The 16,382-nt window shown below is 60.6% G+C and carries 15 protein-coding genes and 1 riboswitch; of the genes, 7 read left to right on the forward strand and 8 right to left on the reverse strand.

Annotation, left to right across the window (positions count from 1 at the left end; translation table 11 throughout):
- The first annotated feature begins 3 nt into the window (after nt 1-3).
- Nucleotides 4-672, forward strand: coding sequence for a DivIVA domain-containing protein (locus FYJ40_RS01840; RefSeq protein WP_154515270.1), 669 nt, complete (start codon nt 4-6; stop codon nt 670-672).
- Nucleotides 673-838: 166 nt separating this feature from the next.
- On the opposite strand, the gene FYJ40_RS01845 is transcribed toward FYJ40_RS01840, so the two are convergent.
- From FYJ40_RS01845 to FYJ40_RS01855, 3 genes are all read right to left on the reverse strand, one after another.
- Nucleotides 839-1,369, reverse strand: a complete 531-nt coding sequence (locus FYJ40_RS01845; RefSeq protein ID WP_154515272.1) for a nitroreductase family protein — start codon at nt 1,367-1,369, stop codon at nt 839-841.
- A 283-nt stretch (nt 1,370-1,652) separates the two neighbouring features.
- A complete protein-coding gene (locus FYJ40_RS01850) occupies nt 1,653-2,276 on the reverse strand; it encodes a DUF47 domain-containing protein (protein ID WP_154515274.1) in 624 nt (207 codons plus the stop codon).
- A gap of 66 nt (nt 2,277-2,342) precedes the next feature.
- The gene (locus tag FYJ40_RS01855; RefSeq protein WP_154515276.1) at nt 2,343-3,392 is read right to left on the reverse strand and encodes an inorganic phosphate transporter; all 1,050 of its coding nucleotides are present in this window, start codon (nt 3,390-3,392) and stop codon (nt 2,343-2,345) included.
- Nucleotides 3,393-3,641: 249 nt separating this feature from the next.
- Here FYJ40_RS01855 and FYJ40_RS01860 point away from each other — a divergent pair, with 249 nt between their 5' ends.
- The 4 genes from FYJ40_RS01860 to FYJ40_RS01875 all read left to right on the forward strand — a co-directional run bounded on the left by FYJ40_RS01860 (nt 3,642) and on the right by FYJ40_RS01875 (nt 6,746).
- Nucleotides 3,642-3,980 (forward strand): hypothetical protein, encoded by a 339-nt coding sequence (locus FYJ40_RS01860; protein ID WP_154515278.1) that lies wholly within the window; start codon nt 3,642-3,644, stop codon nt 3,978-3,980.
- A gap of 80 nt (nt 3,981-4,060) precedes the next feature.
- Nucleotides 4,061-4,756 carry a Bax inhibitor-1 family protein gene (locus tag FYJ40_RS01865; protein ID WP_154515280.1) on the forward strand — a complete coding sequence of 232 codons (696 nt, stop codon included), beginning with the start codon at nt 4,061-4,063 and terminating at the stop codon, nt 4,754-4,756.
- Between the two features lie 136 nt (nt 4,757-4,892).
- Complete coding sequence (locus tag FYJ40_RS01870) at nt 4,893-6,008, forward strand: TIGR02452 family protein (protein WP_154515282.1); 1,116 nt, start codon at nt 4,893-4,895, stop codon at nt 6,006-6,008.
- A 78-nt stretch (nt 6,009-6,086) separates the two neighbouring features.
- Nucleotides 6,087-6,746, forward strand: coding sequence for an SGNH/GDSL hydrolase family protein (locus FYJ40_RS01875; protein ID WP_154515286.1), 660 nt, complete (start codon nt 6,087-6,089; stop codon nt 6,744-6,746).
- Nucleotides 6,747-6,819: 73 nt separating this feature from the next.
- Here FYJ40_RS01875 and thiD read toward each other — a convergent pair whose 3' ends face one another.
- Together thiD and thiC are read right to left on the reverse strand one after the other, a co-directional pair.
- Nucleotides 6,820-7,650 carry a bifunctional hydroxymethylpyrimidine kinase/phosphomethylpyrimidine kinase gene (thiD, locus tag FYJ40_RS01880; protein WP_154515288.1) on the reverse strand — a complete coding sequence of 277 codons (831 nt, stop codon included), beginning with the start codon at nt 7,648-7,650 and terminating at the stop codon, nt 6,820-6,822.
- 177 nt (nt 7,651-7,827) lie between these two features.
- Entirely contained in the window at nt 7,828-9,162 is a 1,335-nt protein-coding gene (gene thiC, locus FYJ40_RS01885; protein WP_099431544.1) for a phosphomethylpyrimidine synthase ThiC, read from the reverse strand.
- A riboswitch (TPP riboswitch) is annotated at nt 9,155-9,270 on the reverse strand. It overlaps the preceding gene by 8 nt.
- A 63-nt stretch (nt 9,271-9,333) precedes the next feature.
- On the opposite strand from thiC, the gene FYJ40_RS01890 reads away from it, so the two are divergent.
- On the forward strand, nt 9,334-9,849 hold the full coding sequence (locus tag FYJ40_RS01890; RefSeq protein WP_154515290.1) for a hypothetical protein: 516 nt from the start codon (nt 9,334-9,336) through the stop codon (nt 9,847-9,849).
- A 40-nt stretch (nt 9,850-9,889) separates the two neighbouring features.
- Here the strand turns inward: FYJ40_RS01890 and FYJ40_RS01895 are convergent, their stop codons facing one another.
- Nucleotides 9,890-10,699 (reverse strand): YaaA family protein, encoded by an 810-nt coding sequence (locus FYJ40_RS01895; RefSeq protein ID WP_154515293.1) that lies wholly within the window; start codon nt 10,697-10,699, stop codon nt 9,890-9,892.
- A 103-nt stretch (nt 10,700-10,802) separates the two neighbouring features.
- Nucleotides 10,803-12,200, reverse strand: a complete 1,398-nt coding sequence (locus FYJ40_RS01900; protein WP_154515295.1) for an aminopeptidase — start codon at nt 12,198-12,200, stop codon at nt 10,803-10,805.
- A 166-nt stretch (nt 12,201-12,366) separates the two neighbouring features.
- Between FYJ40_RS01900 and polA the strand changes: the two genes are divergently transcribed.
- Complete coding sequence (polA, locus tag FYJ40_RS01905) at nt 12,367-15,117, forward strand: DNA polymerase I (RefSeq protein ID WP_154515297.1); 2,751 nt, start codon at nt 12,367-12,369, stop codon at nt 15,115-15,117.
- A gap of 276 nt (nt 15,118-15,393) precedes the next feature.
- Here polA and FYJ40_RS01910 read toward each other — a convergent pair whose 3' ends face one another.
- On the reverse strand, nt 15,394-16,221 hold the full coding sequence (locus tag FYJ40_RS01910) for a Cof-type HAD-IIB family hydrolase (RefSeq protein WP_154515299.1): 828 nt from the start codon (nt 16,219-16,221) through the stop codon (nt 15,394-15,396).
- Nucleotides 16,222-16,382 lie beyond the last annotated feature (161 nt).

The following is a 16,382-nucleotide window of genomic DNA, read 5'->3' on the forward strand; positions in this document are numbered from 1 at the left end:
GTTATGGCTATTACCCCTGCTGACATCCAGGCTCAGACCTTCTCTGAGGCCAAGCGCGGCTACGATCCCGCCGAGGTCGACGTCTTCCTGGAGACCCTGTCCTCCGAGGTCGACGCTATGCTTGCCAAGATCGTTGATCTTAAGGGTCGCCTGACCGCCACCGAGCAGCAGCTTGCCGATACGCAGGCTCAGCTTGCGCAGGCCCAGGATTCTGCCGCTCAGGCTGCCCCTGTCGCCACTCCCGCTCCCGATTTCTCCGCTCAGGAGCGTCAGATTTCCGCCGCTCTCATTGCGGCTCAGCAGACCGCCGAGGCGATTGTCAACGACGCTAACGAGAATGCTGACCGCATCCGCAACGAGGCCGACGCCAAGGCCCGCGAGGTCATCCGTCAGGCCCTGACCGAGAAGCAGGCCGAGCTCGAGGAGATTGACCGTCTGAAGGCTTCCCGCGAGGAGTTCAAGGCCGAGTATCTCAAGCTCATTCAGCACTTTATGGACGATGCTCAGAATTCCTTCCCGGCCGATCTGCTGGCTTCTACGCCGGTCGGTTCCGCGGCTTCTCCTGCCGTGACCATGCCTGCCGCCGAGCCGCTGCCTGTCGCTGATCCGGTTGTCCCCGTGGCCGACCCCTTCGCCCCGATTGACAACTTTGCCGCGGACGACCTGGACTAGCGCCAAAACTACAATCTAGCCCCTTAGAAGGAGCTCGCGCTTGCGAGCTCCTTTTTTGTAGCTGTATACGGGTTGGGAAGCAAAACGCCGAGCTCTGCGTGCGATAGGGCAGAACTCGGCGAACGCTTGAGCGGTAAAAGGTAGATTTTAGGGCATGGGCCAAAAACTACTTGAGGAGGAAATTGGATAGGGGAATGGTGCGGGCCTCGCGATGCTCGGGGTCGGCGATATGGTCGGCGGGATAGCCGCAGACGAGCATGTGGTAGGGATAAACGCCCTCGGGCAGGTTGAACTGCTCGCGGGCTAGCTCGGGCTTAAAATGGCATACCCAGCACGTTCCCAGGCCCTGTTCCTCGGCCTCCATCATCATCTGATCGCAAACAATCGAGGTGTCGATAGCGCTGGAGTTCATCTGATCATAGGGACGCACCCAAGCATCGTTGGTAACGCTGCAAACGAGGAAGATGAGCGGAGCGCCAAAGATGGACCCATCACGAGCAAACCGAGGCTGACAAGCAGCTGCCTTTTCCAGAAGCTCAGGCGTATCCAACACCATCACACGGGTTGGATGATTATTGCAAGCAGAAGGAGCAATGCGTCCAGCCTCAACAATGGTATCCACCACAGCCTGCTCAACAGAACGATCCTCAAACAAACGACAAGAATACCGAGACCGAGCCAGATCCATATACGACATACAAGCCCTCCAACAATTAAAAATCAAACAAACCCAAAGTAACCCAAAGAGTACCCAAAGCAGCAATCAGTCAAACGCTCACCAAGGGCCAAAGTGTCCGAGCGGGTACCAAAGGTCCCTTCAGCCAAACCCCCATTGCGCTAAAACAATCAGCCAAGGTTCCCAATGGCGGTACGCAAGGCGAAGGCCCGACACCTATTTACTTTCGAACGACTCTGCCGTGCAGCCGGAGAGAGAAAGCAAATAGGTGCCGGGCCTTCGCCGGTGGGACGCATACCCCCAATTAACTGTTCTTCATGACAATCGAATCCACGACATCGGCCACATTCTCGCAGCAGTCGGCGCAGTACTCCAAGAAGGCGTACACGTCACGCCAGGCGATGACCTCGAGCGGGTCCTTGCCGTTGACGTGCAGGTTACGCATGGCGTTGATGTAGAGTTCGTCGGCCTCGGACTCGATGGTGTTGATCTGGATGACGAGCTCGCGCAGCGTTTTGGACTTGCGGTAGTTGGGCAACTCGACCATCAGGTCCTTCATGGCGCGGCAGGCGTCGGTCACCTTGTGGGCGATCACGATGGCATCAGGGTGGATGCTCTGGATGTTGGTGAAGTAGAGGCGCTGCACGACGCCCTCAATACGGTCGAGCACGGTATCGAGCGAGCAGCTCATTAGGTTAAGGTCCTCGCGCTCAAGCGGGGTGATAAAGGCCGTGAGCAGGGCGTCTTCGAGCTCATGGTGCTTCTTGTCTGCTGCATGCTCAATCGCATGCATCTTCTCGAGCATATCGTGGATCTGCGCGGGGTCAAAGTTCTCAAAAATCTTGGTGAGCAGCTCGGCTGCCTGAACGGCGAAGTCGGCGCAGACGACGTAGTTGTCAAAGTAGAACGAATCGGGTTTCTTTGCCATGAGTGATCCTTTCGGGGCGAAGACGGGTGGGCGAGGTAATGCGGTCCGGATGGACGTTCGGTTTGACTAGAGGAACATCATGAACAGCCTGGCCATGACAAAGCTGATGAGTCCACAGGCGGGGAAGGTGAAGAACCACGTGAACATCATGTCCTTGACCACGCCGAAGTTGATGGCCGAGAGGCGCTTGACGGCGCCAACGCCCATGATGGCGCAGGTCTTGATGTGCGTGGAGGACACGGGGATACCGGTGAGCGTGGCAAGCAGCAGGTTTGCGGCTCCTGCCAGGTCGGCAGAGAAGCCCTGATACTTCTCGAGCTTAACCATGCTCTGGCCGACGGACTTGATGATACGCTCACCGCCCACGCTGGTGCCGATGCCCATGGTGGCCGAGCACAGCAGCATGATCCAGATGGGGATGCCGGCGTTGCCGACGCCGGTCTGTCCGTTGGCAAAGGCGACACCTAAAAAGAGCACGCCGATGAACTTTTGTCCATCCTGCGCGCCGTGCATAAAGCTCATGGCCGCGGCGCTCGCGATCTGAGCATATTTAAAGAAGACGTTGGCACGTCGCCTGTTGGCGGCAGCGAAAAGAATCGAGACGAGCTTGCACAGGACCCAGCCCATGACGAAGCCCAGACCGATGGAGAGCGCCAGGCCGTAGATGACCTTCATCCACTCGTGGACATTGACGCTGCTGGCGCCGCCGAGGGCGATGGCAGCGCCGGTCAGGCCGGCGATGAGGCTGTGGCTCTGCGAGGTGGGGATGCCAAAACGCGATGCCGTGGCGCCGTAGACGACGATGGAGAACAGGGCCGCGCAGAGGCACGCGAGCGCCATGGTGCTGTTTCCGCCAAAGTCGACGATATGGGAGATGGTGTTGGCAACGCTGGCATTAAAGTGCGTCATGATGAGCACGCCCAAAAAGTTGAACGCGGCACTCATGAGAATGGCGGCGCGGGCGGGCATGCAACGCGTGGTGACACAGGTCGCGATGGCGTTGGGCGCGTCGGTCCATCCGTTGACGAAGATGGCGCCGAGCGCGAGGAACACGGTGACGGCAAGGACTGGGTTCGAAACAAGTTGGCCGAGGAAGGCTGAGAACGTTACGTCCATATATGGGCTTTCTCGAAGTTTGCAGAAACGTTACAAAAACATGATAAATCGTATCACCTCCTGCGGGTTTCTTTACCGAGTTCTGACGGGAGAAGTGAATTTTTTGGCACTAAAATTGAATATTAGCCCTGTTGACCGCGGGTGTTCTTTTTGCTAACACGCCGTGAGGACACGTGCGCTCGCTCCGACACCCCAAAACCACAGTCTGTTCGCTTTACAATATACAAACATGCGTTCGATAATAGGGGCATGGAATATCGACAGACAGATGGCAAAACTCGGCGCGTGCACAAGCAGTATGTGGACGTCGTGGCCCGCATCCTCGCGGGCGGACAAGTTGTGCCGGTTACCGTCTGCTGGGTCGACGGTCGCTGCTTTACGATTGACGAGATTGTCTCGTCTACCGGTTTTGGCCTGACGGTTCACGGCATTCGTACGGCAACCTATAAGGTTCGTTTTGGCGGACATACGACCGAGCTGTATCTGGAAGATCAGGCGCGTGAGCGACCGGATGGCTCGCAGGCTCATCTGATGCGGTGGTGGGTGTGGGCGTTCGACCGCACACTCGAGAGTGAGCGCCGCGGGTAAGAGCGCGCGCCATTCGGGTACAATGGCAGGAATCTTGTCACCTACGGCGCTGTCGCGGCGCTTTTTGAAAGGACGAAATTATGAACGATATCCAGGGCTATCAGAACGGCCCCATCGAGACCGGCGCAAGCCGTGCCAAGGAGATGTCGCCGCGCGCGTACAACCTTGCCATGTCTGCCCTGATCTTTTTGGGTTTTTGCGCTATGGGCGCTGGCGCCTACTTTACGGGCACCATGTCGTTTGCGCGCATGATGATGAGTGGCGCCGCCCTGCCGCTGGTCTTTGGCTCGTTTATCCTGACCATTGTCGGCATCGTCATGATGTCGGCCGCCGCCAGCAAACAGTCCGTGGGCCTGTCGCTCGCGGGTTACGCGATCTTTGCGAGCACCTTTGGTCTGACCGCGTCGTTTGGCCTTGCCAACTACGACCTGCCCACCATCAACACCGCCTTTATCGCCACTGCCGCCATCACCTTTGTCTTTGGCGCACTGGGCGTGACCTTCCCCAAATTCTTCCAGCGTGTGTACGGCATTGGTTTTGGCATTCTGCTTGCCACGATTCTGGTCGAGATCGTGCTGATGTTCATGGGCGTCTCGCAGACCATCACCGACCTGATCGTGATTGTGGTGTTCGCCGGCTTTATTGGCTACGACACCTATGTGGCCACGACGGTGCCGCCCACGCTGCCCAACGCCGTGCTCATGGCGTCCAACCTGTTCGTGGACATTATCAACGTGTTCCTGCGCATTCTGAACATCCTTGGTCGTCGCGACTAGTGCCAGATTGCAGCGGTGCTTGCCGCGCGCAAATCGATGCGAAAGGCGGTCCTTCGGGGCCGCCTTTTTTGTACGCGGCGGGGTATCATGGATGGGAAAAGCCGATAGCGGCAGCGACCGAGAAAGGTGACCACTTATGGCAGACGTCGACAACAGGAACCGTAACCGTAGGCCCAACCGCGCGGGACAGCCCAATCCCAAGCGCGAGGCCCGTGCCAAGGCCGCCGAGCGTCACGTGGCGACTGTGTCCGAAGCGTGCGCAAAGGATATCGAGCGCTCGCTTGCCGGCGTGCGCGAGTTCGAGGGCATGCCTGCCGGATTTGTCGCGGCGATGAAGGCTAAGGCCCAGGTGGCTGCTGCCGAAGAGCAGGTTGCCGATGAGTCTGAGGCCGCCGAGGTTGCGTCTGCCGAGACCGAGGTCGTGGCCGAGCCTGTGCCCGCAGAGGAAGCCACGGAGACCGAGCCCGCGCCTGCTGCCGAGGAGCCCGCTCCGGTCCTGCCCGAGGTCACCGTGCTCGACGCCTCTGCCACGCAGGCCATTCTGGATAACGGCCGAGGCTACGCGCAGTTCTGCGACATGGCCGTGCTCGCCTTTGCCTCGTTCACCAACCCGGGCGGTGGCTACATCCAGGGCTATCTGGGTCAGGAGGCCACGCTCTGTGCCGATTCGTATCTGTACAATGTGCTCGATAAGCAGCGCAAATGGTACGGCGAGAACCGTCGCCGCAACATCAACTGTGAGCTGTACCGCAACCGTGCGCTGGTGGTGCCTGCGGTGCGCTTCGACCGCAACCACGTGCATGCGTATGCCGACGTGATCGTTGCCGCTGCGCCCAACGCCAAGCGCGCTCGCCAGGAGTATCGCGTGGGTGACGATGCCCTGCTGGACGCCCTGCGCGATCGTATCCGCTTTGTGCTGGCCATCTGCGACGAGCTTGGTCGCGAGAAGCTCGTGCTGGGCGCCTGGGGGTGTGACAACAACGGCTTTGACGCCGAGGCCGTGGCCGAGCTCTTCCGCAAGGAGCTCGCATCGGGCGACTTTAAGGTCAAGCAGGTCTTCTTTGCCGTGCCCTCTACGCGCTGGGACGAGGATTTTGCCAAGTTCGAGCACGTGCTGGCAAGCTTCCCCGAGCGCAACGAGGAGTCCTATGCCCAGGTTGCCGCCCGTGCCGCGGCCGCCCGTGCCGCCGAGCAGGCTCATGCCGCTGCCGAGGACGACGAGGATGATGACGACTGGCGCAAGTATCTGTAATCGGTGCGCGCTGACAGATAGGTCGAGCCGGCGGGAGGGGCTGCTCCCGTCGGCTTTTTACTGAAGGAAGGGCTTGCGATGAAAAACGTCCTGTGCTTTGGTGACAGCAATACCTATGGCTACGATCCGTCGGGCATGCGCGATGGCACCGCGGTGCGCTATGCGCACGATGTGCGCTGGTGCGGCGTGGCCCAGCGCGACCTGGGCGAGGGCTGGCATGTGATTGAGGAAGGCCTAAACGGCCGCACAACGGTGCGCGACGATATGTGTCATCTGGACACTAATCTCAACGGCATCCGCGCGTTGCCGATGCTGCTCGAGGCCCATAAGCCGCTGGACGCCATGGTGATCATGCTGGGCACCAACGACTGCAAGACGGTCTTTAACGTGACGGCTTCCGATATCGCCCGTGGCGCCATGGCGCTGATTCGCGCCGTCCGCGCGTTTCCGTGGACCGACGCTGCGCCCTGCCCGCGCATTCTGCTGATGGCGCCTATCAAGATTAAACCGCAGATCGCCGATGTGTACATGACCGACTTTGACGAGCGTTCCGTCGAGGCCTCGGAGCATGTTGCCGAATACTATGCGTATGTCGCTGAGCAGTTTGGCTGCGACTTTTTGAATGCCGCCGATTTTGCCGAGCCGGGCGATATCGATTATCTGCACATGATGCCCGAAAGCCACGAGAGCCTGGGCCACGCCGTGGCGGCCAAGCTCCAAGAGATGCTCGGTCAGTAGCGCGACCCCAAACCACCACAAAGGGACAGGCGCCTTTGTGGTGGTTTGTGCGGTGGTTTTGGTTGCTGGCTTTTTAGTACTGCCACATGTGGTTGACGGGGCCGGAGCCCTTGCCCATGTTCAGGCCGGCGGCGAGAGCGCCGGTTAGGTAGGCCTTGCCGGCGTTGACGGCATCGGCAAGATCCATGCCCTGGGCCAGCGCGCAGGCGATGGCGGACGAGAGCGTGCAGCCGGTACCATGCGTGTTGGCGGTCTCGATGCGTTTGTGACGGAACCACGTGGTGAGCGGATCGCCCAGGTGGTTGCCCTCGTCATCGAGCGGCGCGGGCTCTGCTAGCACATCGTTGGCCTCGTTGACAAAATGCCCGCCCTTAACGAGGGACGCGCAGCCAAAACGGCGGGTGAGGAGCATAGCAGCGTTTTGCTGCGTGCGCTCAGAATCGACCTCGTAGTCGAGCAGCGCCATGGCCTCGGGAATGTTGGGCGTGATGACGGTCGCCAGCGGGAACAGGCGGCGTGTAAGCGCTTCGGCGGCGTCCTCGGCGATGAGACGAGCGCCCGAAGTGGCGACCATGACGGGGTCGACGACGATATTTTGTGCGTCCCAGGCGCTCAGGCGGTCGGCTATGACTTCGATAATCTCGGCAGAAGAAACCATGCCGATCTTGACGGCACTGGGGCGGATATCGTCAAAAACGGCATCGATCTGCGCCGCGACAATATCCGGGGAGATGTTCTGCACGGCGGTGACGCCTAGGGTGTTCTGTGCGGTGATGGCCGTGATGACCGTCTCGGCATACAGGCGGTGCGCCGTGATGGTCTTGATGTCGGCCTGAATGCCGGCGCCACCGCTGGAATCGGATCCTGCGATGGACAGGACGGCTGGTACCTTACTGCGATCCATGTTCGCTCCCTTGTTCGGTCGGATTCAAATGGGTCTCCTGCCCGCATTATAAAGTTGCCCGGGCCGGCTGTATGCCGATCCCGGGCGGGTGGTGCAATCTTTACGTAAATGAAAGAAATTGTTCACACGTCAACAATTGACGAACGCCTTGTGGCCGATTATGGCTCCGGTGACGAGTTAGTCCTCCATGCCGAGGTCGATCGTCGTGCCCTCGAACACCTTGTTGACGGTGCGGACGGCGCACATCTTGCCGCACATGGTGCAGGTGCCCTCGGTGGCAGCAGGGGATTCCTCGTAGCGCTTCTTGCCGGTGACCGGGTCGAGCGCGCACTTCCACATGGCGTCCCAGTCGAGCTTGCGGCGTGCCTGGCCCATCTTGTCGTCCATGTCGCGGGCGTGGGGCACCTTTTTGGCGATGTCGGCGGCGTGTGCGGCAATCTTGGTGGCCATGAGGCCGTCGAGCACATCCTGGGCGTTAGGCAGGCATAGGTGCTCTGCCGGTGTCACGTAGCACAAAAAGTCGGCACCCGAGCTCGCGGAGATGGCGCCACCGATGGCTGCGGTGATGTGGTCGTAGCCCACGCCGATATCGGTCACCAGCGGCCCGAGCACGTAGAACGGGGCGTTGTGGCACAGGCGCTTCTGCAGTTTCATGTTGGCGGCGATCTCGTCGAGCGCCATGTGACCCGGGCCCTCGACCATGACCTGGACGCCGGCGGCCCAAGCGCGCTTGCACAGCTTGCCCAGCTCGATCATCTCGGCGGTCTCGGTGGCATCGTTGGAGTCGTAGAGGCAGCCCGGGCGGCAGGAGTCGCCGAGCGAAATCGTCACGTCATACTCGTGGCAGATCTCGAGCAGCTCGTCAAAGTACTCGTAGAAGGGGTTCTCGTTGCCGGTGACCTCCATCCAGCCAAACAGCAGTGAGCCGCCGCGGCTGACGATGTTCATGAGACGGCCGGTCTCCTTAAAGGTTTTGGTGACCGACTTGTTGATGCCGCAGTGGATGGTCATAAAGTCCACGCCGTCCTCGGCGTGCGCGCGCACGACCTCGAACAGGTCGTCCTTGGTAAGCTTGACAAGCGGCTTTTCCATGTAGCCGATGGCGTCGTACATGGGGACGGTGCCTACCATGAGCGGCGTCTCGTCGATGAGCTGCTGGCGGAATTGGCGCGTCTTGCCCGAGTTGGAGAGGTCCATGATGGCGTCGGCGCCAAAGTCCTCGGCGATCTTGACCTTCTTCCATTCCTCGGCGGCATCGGCCTTGTCGCCCGAGATGCCCAGGTTGACGTTGACCTTGGTAGACAGGCCCTCGCCGACGCCAAAGGCACGCATGCCCTTTTTGATATGCACGATGTTGGCGGGAATGGCGATGCGGCCGTCGGCCACGCGCTCGCGGATGTACTCGGGGTCGCGATGCTCGCGCTCGGCAACCTCCTTCATCTGCGGTGTGATTTGCCCGGCGCGGGCGAAGTCGATTTGCGTGACGAGCTTGGGCTCGGTCTGTGTGCTCATTGGCACGGCTCCCTTCGTTGGCATTACCCATATCAGGTTTGCGGGTCAGGGCGGGCGCGCCCAGTCTCAGCCTGCCGTCTTGTCCTGCAAGCTCCCCGTTTATGTGGTGGGCTCAAGTATAGCTCGAATGGGTACGATTGACGCGACGAGCATGCCCGCGGGGAGGCGAACATGGAAGACAAGCATCTGTATCGGGAGACGCAGTGGGATGTGTCGGCCGAGGAGAGCCGCGCCCATCATGGGCTGGTCGCAATTGGTTTCGCGATTCTTGTCGTGATGGTGATTGCCTGTTGTATCTGGACGTTTGGCGGGCGTGGGGGAGTTTCCTGGACGTTTGAGGCGGACGATAGCCTGCCGATTATGACGGCGAAGGTCGCGGGTGGCAATACTGTTGCCGCGCCGGGCGACTATTGGTATCCGCGCGACAAGTTTGTGCAACTGCAGCTGAGCGGTGGTTCCATTCCTGGTGAAGAGATCGAGCGTGTGACCTTCGATGCGTCGCTTAGGACGCTGTCGGTCGAGCTCAAAGATCAGGGGGATGTACCCACGACCATGGATATAGCCCTGACGGAATGGCGCCTGGAGCCTCCGTCGGGTGTTGAGGCGTCCGAGGTGGAGCACGTTAAGGTTACCTACCAAGATGGCTCGACGAGCGAGATTGCAAAAGCCGACGGCCTGGCGGAATAGACGCCGTGCCTAGGCAGCACATTCAAAAGTAGCGGTAGTCCTACAAGGCCTGTTCGTTCAGGAAGACCAAAGTGTTTTTATTTGAAAGCTCGGGAAAGTAACGATAACCAACGTCGAACGCGGTGAGCCCGCTTGCATCCTCGAACTTGTTTTCTGCCATCCAGCGCACCATGGAGCCGCGCGCTTTTTTGCTGGCGGTCGAGCGTTGGATGGGCTTGCCGTTGCGGATGCCTTCGCCAAAGAGACATGTGACGACCGTGGCGTCGGTGGTGAGGCGGGTCAGAACGGCTTTGGCGTATTCCGCGCTGGCGAGGTTGACGATCGTGGCGTTGGAGCCTGCCGGAGCGATGACCCGTGCGAGCTTGTCGCCCCAAAACGCGTAGAGGTCTCGGGCATCGTCGACGGCAAGCTTCGCGCCCATCTCCAGTCGATACGGTTCAACGGCATGAAAGGGGCGTACGCATCCGTAAAGGCCCGAGAGGATCCACAGATGGTCTTGCAGCCATGCGAGCTGTGCGGAATCCATCACCTCGGGCGCCATGCTTTGGTATTGAATGCCGTGATAGGACATGACGGCAGGGGAGAGGTGACGGGCGAGTGCGGGATTGTCGAGATCGCCGCTTTGCAAGATGGGCTCGAACTCATGCAGGGTGTTGAGGCAGGGCCCCAGCAGTTTGTCACTCACGTTCCACAGCGCCTGCAGGCTGCCGCTGCCTTCATTCCGCTCGATATCTAGCAGTGCGCGGTGGAGGCGAGCCGTCTCGCGCACAAAGGGTGGAATGCCCAGGACTTCAAAAGCATCTTGGGCCGCGCGCATCTGCTTGGCGGGCGAAATGATGACCTGCAGCATGGACTCTCCTCTGTCAAAAAGGAAGTTGCGGTGTAATACGGTCTGTTTTGGCCGTTTATGGGCCAGTTTAGTCCGTATCTCACCGCAACTGATGAAGGGTTGGTTAGGCGCGCTCGATGAAGGCCTTGTAGCCGCGATAGGCCTCGTAGATATCGGCCTTGTTGGCGACCTCCCACAGGGCGTGCATGGACAGGACGGCAACGCCGGAGTCGATGACGTTCATGCCGTACTTGGCCATGATGTAGGCGATGGTGCCGCCGCCGCCCGCGTTGACGCGACCGAGCTCGCAGGTCTGGAAGTCCACGCCGGCCTCGTCCATAATGTCGCGGATGAGGGCCATATACTCGGCGTCGGCGTCGTTGGAACCGCCCTTGCCGCGGCTGCCCGTGTACTTGTTAAAGCACAGGCCGCGACCCATAAAGGCTGCATTCTTGGTCTCGAACTTGCCGGCGTAGCCCGGGTCGAAGCCGGCGGATACGTCAGAGGAGAGCATGCGGCTGTGGGCGAGTGCGCGGCGCAGGGCCAGCGGGCTGCCCTCGCCGGCGAGCGTCATGATCTCGGCGACGGTGTTCTCGAAGAAGCGGCTTGTCATGCCGGTGGCTCCCACGGAGCCAATCTCCTCCTTGTCGACGATGAGCGTGATGCTCGTGCGCTCCACGTTGGCCACATTGATCTGGGCGAGCATGGAGGGGTAGGCGCAGACGCGGTCGTCGTGGCCATAGCCCAAAATCATGGAGCGGTCGAGGCCCATGTCGCGGGCGGGGCCGGCGGGCACGACCTCGATTTCGGCGGAGAGGAAGTCCTCCTCCTCGACGTCGTACTGCTCCTTGAGGATATCCAGGAACATCTGCTTGACGGGCTCGGTGGGGGCGTCCTTGTCGTCCTCGTCAAATTTTACGGGACGGCCGCCCACGATCACGTCGAGGATCTCGGCGTCGACGGCGTCCTTGGCGGGCTTGGACATCTGCTCGCTCGAGAGGTGGATCAGCAGGTCGGAGATGGTAAAGACCGGATCGTCGGCCTTGTCGCCGATGTTGATGTCGACGGTGGTGCCGTCCTTTTTGCAGATGACGCCCACGAGTGCGAGCGGGGAGGCCACCCAGTGGTAGCTCTTGACGCCACCGTAGTAGTGCGTGTCGAGGTAGGCCATGTCGCCGGCCTCGAAGGCGGGATTCTGCTTGAGGTCCAGGCGCGGCGAGTCCACGTGGGCGCCCAGGATGTTAAAGCCCTGCTCGAGCGGGGCGGTGCCCAGGTTGACGAGCATAAGATCCTTGCCGTGGTTGGCGGCGTACACCTTGTCGCCTGCCTTGAGCTCGCGGCCTTCGGCGATCACGGTCTCCAGGTCGACGTATCCCGCCTCCTCGGCCATCTTGATGCCGGTCTTGACGCACAGGCGCTCGGTCTTGTTCTCGCTCAAAAACTGCTTATAGCCGCGGCAAAGCTCCTCGAGCTCCTCGATTTGCTGTGGCGTGTACTTTTTCCATGCGCAGGGACGCTCCATGACGCAGGCTCCTTTCGGATCGATCGTGCTGGTTGTTGTACCGTGAGCCATCGTATCACGCGCGGGCTCACGGTGGCGGGGGAGCTTGATGCGCGGTGGCCGCGGGGCGGGGAGCGTGTAAACTGGAGTGAGCAAGCCGTGCCCAGTCCAAAGCGAGGTATTCAATATGTCTGACAAGCGCCGCACCTTTGCCGTTATCGACGGCAACTCGCTCATGCACCGCGCCTTCCACGCCGTGCCGCCGACCATGAACGCGCCGGACGGTCGCCCCACCAACGCGATCTTTGGCTTTCTGAACATGTTTCTTAAGATGATCGATGCCTTTAACCCCGACGGTGTGGTCGTGGCGTTTGACAAGGGCAAGCCGCGCGTGCGCATGGAGATGCTGCCGCAGTATAAGGCGCAGCGCCCGCCCATGGACCCCGATCTGCATGCGCAGTTTCCCATGATTAAGGAGCTGCTCACGGCGCTCAACGTGCCAATTCTGCAGTCCGAGGGCTGGGAGGGCGACGATATTCTGGGAACCATGGCGCGCCTGGGTGAGGAGGCCGGCTGCGACATGCTGCTGGTGACCGGCGACCGTGACATGTATCAGCTTGTGACCGAGCACGTCAACGTGGTCTCGACTCGCAAGGGCCTGTCCGACGTGGCGATCATGACACCCGAGAGCGTGGACGACCTGTATCACGGCATTACGCCGGCGCTCGTGCCCGATTTTTACGGTCTGAAGGGCGATACGTCGGACAACATTCCCGGCGTACCGGGCATCGGCCCCAAAAAGGCGAGCGCGCTCATCGCGCAGTACGGCAGCTTGGACGAGGTCATTGCGCATGCTGACGAGGTCAAGGGCAAGATGGGCGAGAACCTGCGTGCACACATCGACGATGCGCTGCTGAGCCGCAAGGTTGCGACCATCCGCACCGATGCACCTGTCGAGCTCGACTTTGACGCGACGTCCTTCCCATCGTTTTCTGCCGATGAGGTGTCCGCGGCGCTGGGCGCACTTGGCATTACGGCCATGCAGAACCGCTTCCTGGCGCTGATTGGCGGCGAGGGCGGGGTCGTGCCCGCTGCCAGCGCGTTCGAGATGCCCGCGGTTTCGCGTGCGGCCGCCGGCGATGCTGAGGCACTTGCTGCTGTGGCGGCCGAGATCTCTCGCGCGATTGATGCGGGCGAGTGGGTCGCCGCCGTGGTGGACGATGACAAGGAGGAGGGTGCGCTCTTTGGCCTGACGCGTACGCTGTGGCTGGCGACGTCCAAGGGGCTCTTTGCGCTCGAGGAAGCCGATGACGGCACGCCTGCCGCTGTCGAGGGCTTCAATTCTGCCCACGGCGTTATCGCTGGCGTGCTCGCGCGCCTGTTTATGGAGGGCCGCGTGGCGAGCCCGGACATGAAGGCGTTGCTGCATGAGCTTTCGCCCATCGATTCTTCTGAGCCCGAGCTCATGGACCCGCTGGCAGTCGATTCCGTGCGCATCTTTGATACCGTGGTTGCCGCGTACCTGTTGGATTCCGACCGTTCCGAGTTTGACGAGGCATATCTGGCCGATACCTATCTGCAGATGGCGCTGCCTGCGGCGCGCGGTGCGGATGGTGCTGGCGAGGACGCTCCTGCTCCTGCTGCCCGTACCGCGGCGTTGACGCTGGCGCTCGTGGCGCCGCTTCGCGACCGCATGGCCCGCGAGAACGCCGCCAACGTGTTCGATGGCATTGAGATGCCGCTCGTGCCGGTGCTTGCCAAGATGGAGCGCGCGGGCATGCTCGTAGATCCCGACCGGCTGCGCAGCCTGTCCGAGGGCCTGGCGACCCAGATCACCGAGGTCGAGCGCAGCATTCGCGACCTGGCAGGTGATGAGACGTTTAACATCGGCAGTCCCATGCAGCTCTCGCACGTGCTCTTTGACGTTATGGGGCTTCCGACCAAGGGCCTCAAAAAGACCAAGCGCGGGTACTATTCGACCAACGCCAAGGTGCTGAGCGACCTTGCCCGTGACCACGAAATCGTGCGCCTGATTTTGGACTGGCGTGAGAAGTCCAAGATTAAGTCGACCTATCTGGACACGCTAGGTCCGCTGCGCCGTGGTGACGGTCGCGTGCACACCACGTACAACCAGACCATCACGGCAACGGGTCGCCTGTCCTCGAGCGACCCGAACCTGCAGAACATCCCGACGCGCTCTGAGCTGGGCCGTACCGTTAAGACGGCGTTTTCGGCAGGCGAGGGCAGCGTCTTTTTGGCGGTGGACTACTCGCAGATCGAGCTGCGTCTACTCGCGCATCTCTCGGGTGACGAGCACCTGGTGCGCGCCTTTAACGAGGGCGAGGACTTCCATGCCGAGACGGCTGCGCGCGTGTTTGGCGTTTCGGTGTCCGAGGTAACGCCCGACTTGCGCAGCCGCGCCAAGGCTGTGAACTTTGGCATCGTCTATGGTCAACAGGCGTACGGTCTGTCGCAGTCGCTGCACATCTCGATGGCCGAGGCGCGTGGCATGATCGATCGCTACTACGAGGCCTACCCGGGCGTGCGCACGTTCCTCGACAACGTGGTGGCGCGCGCCAAGCAGACGGGCTACGCCGAGACCATGTATGGCCGTCGGCGTCATATTCCGGAGCTCAAGGCCAAAAACCCACAGCTCCGCGGCTTTGGTGAGCGTACGGCCATGAATCACCCCATGCAGGGCACCGCCGCCGACATCATCAAGATCGCGATGGCCCGCGTAAGCCGCCGCCTGGAAGAAGAGGGCTTTGCCGCCCACATGATCTTGCAGGTGCACGACGAGCTGGACTTTGAGTGCCCCGTCGACGAAGTTGAGCGCCTGACCGCCATGGTCCGCGACGTCATGGAGCACGTAGTAGACCTCCGCGTACCGTTGATCGCCGAAGCCAGCACCGGCATAACCTGGGCCGACGCGAAATAGGAAAGCAACCACAGTTCCAAAGTAACTAAAGGCAGAAGGGGGCTCCTTGCCAACAAGGAGCCCCCTTCATTCCAAAAAATCAGCCAAGTATCTAGACACCCAAGACGCCATCTAGGCGGCAAGCAAGTCACCCAAGGACCTGGCCGGGCGAGACGGGTAAGTTTTTCGTAGATTCCGCACGAGCCGGAAAGCACTTAATGTGCTTTCCGAGCGAGCCCAGGACCTGACCGAGCGAAAAACTTACCCGTCTCGCCCGGCCAGGTCCGACGAGCTACGTTAACGAGCCGCCAAGATGGCGTCGATGAGCGTCAGTACGCCCCCGTCGTTGTTGCTCGGAATGCGCCACTTAGCGTGCGCATCCATATGCTCTTCGGCATTGTCCACGATAAAGCTATGCCCGACGCGCTCGAGCATAGGGATATCGTTGTAGGTGTCGCCCACGGCGGCGGCATCGGCGATATCGATGCCCAAGTGCTCGCACAGGTGCGCGACGCCGGCGCCCTTGTCGACGCCCAGGTTCATAAAGTCGATCCACTCGCGGCCGGCATTGGTGACGTAGAGCTGATCCGAGAACGCGGGGTTATAGATCTCGCGGAACGCAGGCTCGGCGTCGTAGGCGGGGAAGAAGATCGAAATCTTGTTGGATTCGACGTCAAGACCCTCAAAGGTGTCGATGTAGTTGATGGCAGAATAGTAGATGCTGATCTCGTCGTGGTACTTGTGGTCGCGCGCCAAAACGTAAGCATCGTCATAGCAGCACAGGACGGGAACGGCACGCGGGTCCTCCACGGCATGTGCCAGGACCTTGTGGTAGAGCGCCACATCGATATTGCTCTTATAGATATAGTTGCCGCGATAGATGACGCAGGCTCCGTTATCGGGGCAAAAAGCGATGCGGTTCTTGATGCCCCCGAACATCTCCTCGAGCTTGGGGGCGGGACGTCCGCTGGCGGGGCAGAATACGATGCCGGCTTCGGCGAGCTTGTCCAGGTGTTCGTCAAGGCCTTGCGGCAGCACGCGCTCGTCGGTGAGTAACGTCTTGTCCATATCGACGGCGAGAATCTTGATGTTGCCGATGTTGGCGTCTGATTCGTAAGTTTGCATAAAACGCGCCTTTCGGTTTCCGGAATGTTTCGGGTGTAATGACCCTCTACTTGGTAATCGGGCGTATTTTCGCAGGATTGGCGCGTATTTGCATCACTATTCACAAAGTGATGAAAAAACTTTTCAGAAATTTGAATTTGTCGCTTGTGCAGCGGACACTT

The organism is Collinsella sp. WCA1-178-WT-3 (M1) (genome assembly GCF_009696325.1).
Lineage (GTDB): Bacteria > Actinomycetota > Coriobacteriia > Coriobacteriales > Coriobacteriaceae > Collinsella.

Coding starts and splice junctions, on each gene's coding strand:
- FYJ40_RS01840 (WP_154515270.1), top strand. CDS start 4: ATGGCTATTACCCCTGCTGACATCCAGGCTCAGACCTTCTCTGAGGCC.
- FYJ40_RS01845 (WP_154515272.1), bottom strand. CDS start 1,369: ATGTCGTATATGGATCTGGCTCGGTCTCGGTATTCTTGTCGTTTGTTT.
- FYJ40_RS01850 (WP_154515274.1), bottom strand. CDS start 2,276: ATGGCAAAGAAACCCGATTCGTTCTACTTTGACAACTACGTCGTCTGC.
- FYJ40_RS01855 (WP_154515276.1), bottom strand. CDS start 3,392: ATGGACGTAACGTTCTCAGCCTTCCTCGGCCAACTTGTTTCGAACCCA.
- FYJ40_RS01860 (WP_154515278.1), top strand. CDS start 3,642: ATGGAATATCGACAGACAGATGGCAAAACTCGGCGCGTGCACAAGCAG.
- FYJ40_RS01865 (WP_154515280.1), top strand. CDS start 4,061: ATGAACGATATCCAGGGCTATCAGAACGGCCCCATCGAGACCGGCGCA.
- FYJ40_RS01870 (WP_154515282.1), top strand. CDS start 4,893: ATGGCAGACGTCGACAACAGGAACCGTAACCGTAGGCCCAACCGCGCG.
- FYJ40_RS01875 (WP_154515286.1), top strand. CDS start 6,087: ATGAAAAACGTCCTGTGCTTTGGTGACAGCAATACCTATGGCTACGAT.
- thiD (WP_154515288.1), bottom strand. CDS start 7,650: ATGGATCGCAGTAAGGTACCAGCCGTCCTGTCCATCGCAGGATCCGAT.
- thiC (WP_099431544.1), bottom strand. CDS start 9,162: ATGAGCACACAGACCGAGCCCAAGCTCGTCACGCAAATCGACTTCGCC.
- FYJ40_RS01890 (WP_154515290.1), top strand. CDS start 9,334: ATGGAAGACAAGCATCTGTATCGGGAGACGCAGTGGGATGTGTCGGCC.
- FYJ40_RS01895 (WP_154515293.1), bottom strand. CDS start 10,699: ATGCTGCAGGTCATCATTTCGCCCGCCAAGCAGATGCGCGCGGCCCAA.
- FYJ40_RS01900 (WP_154515295.1), bottom strand. CDS start 12,200: ATGGAGCGTCCCTGCGCATGGAAAAAGTACACGCCACAGCAAATCGAG.
- polA (WP_154515297.1), top strand. CDS start 12,367: ATGTCTGACAAGCGCCGCACCTTTGCCGTTATCGACGGCAACTCGCTC.
- FYJ40_RS01910 (WP_154515299.1), bottom strand. CDS start 16,221: ATGCAAACTTACGAATCAGACGCCAACATCGGCAACATCAAGATTCTC.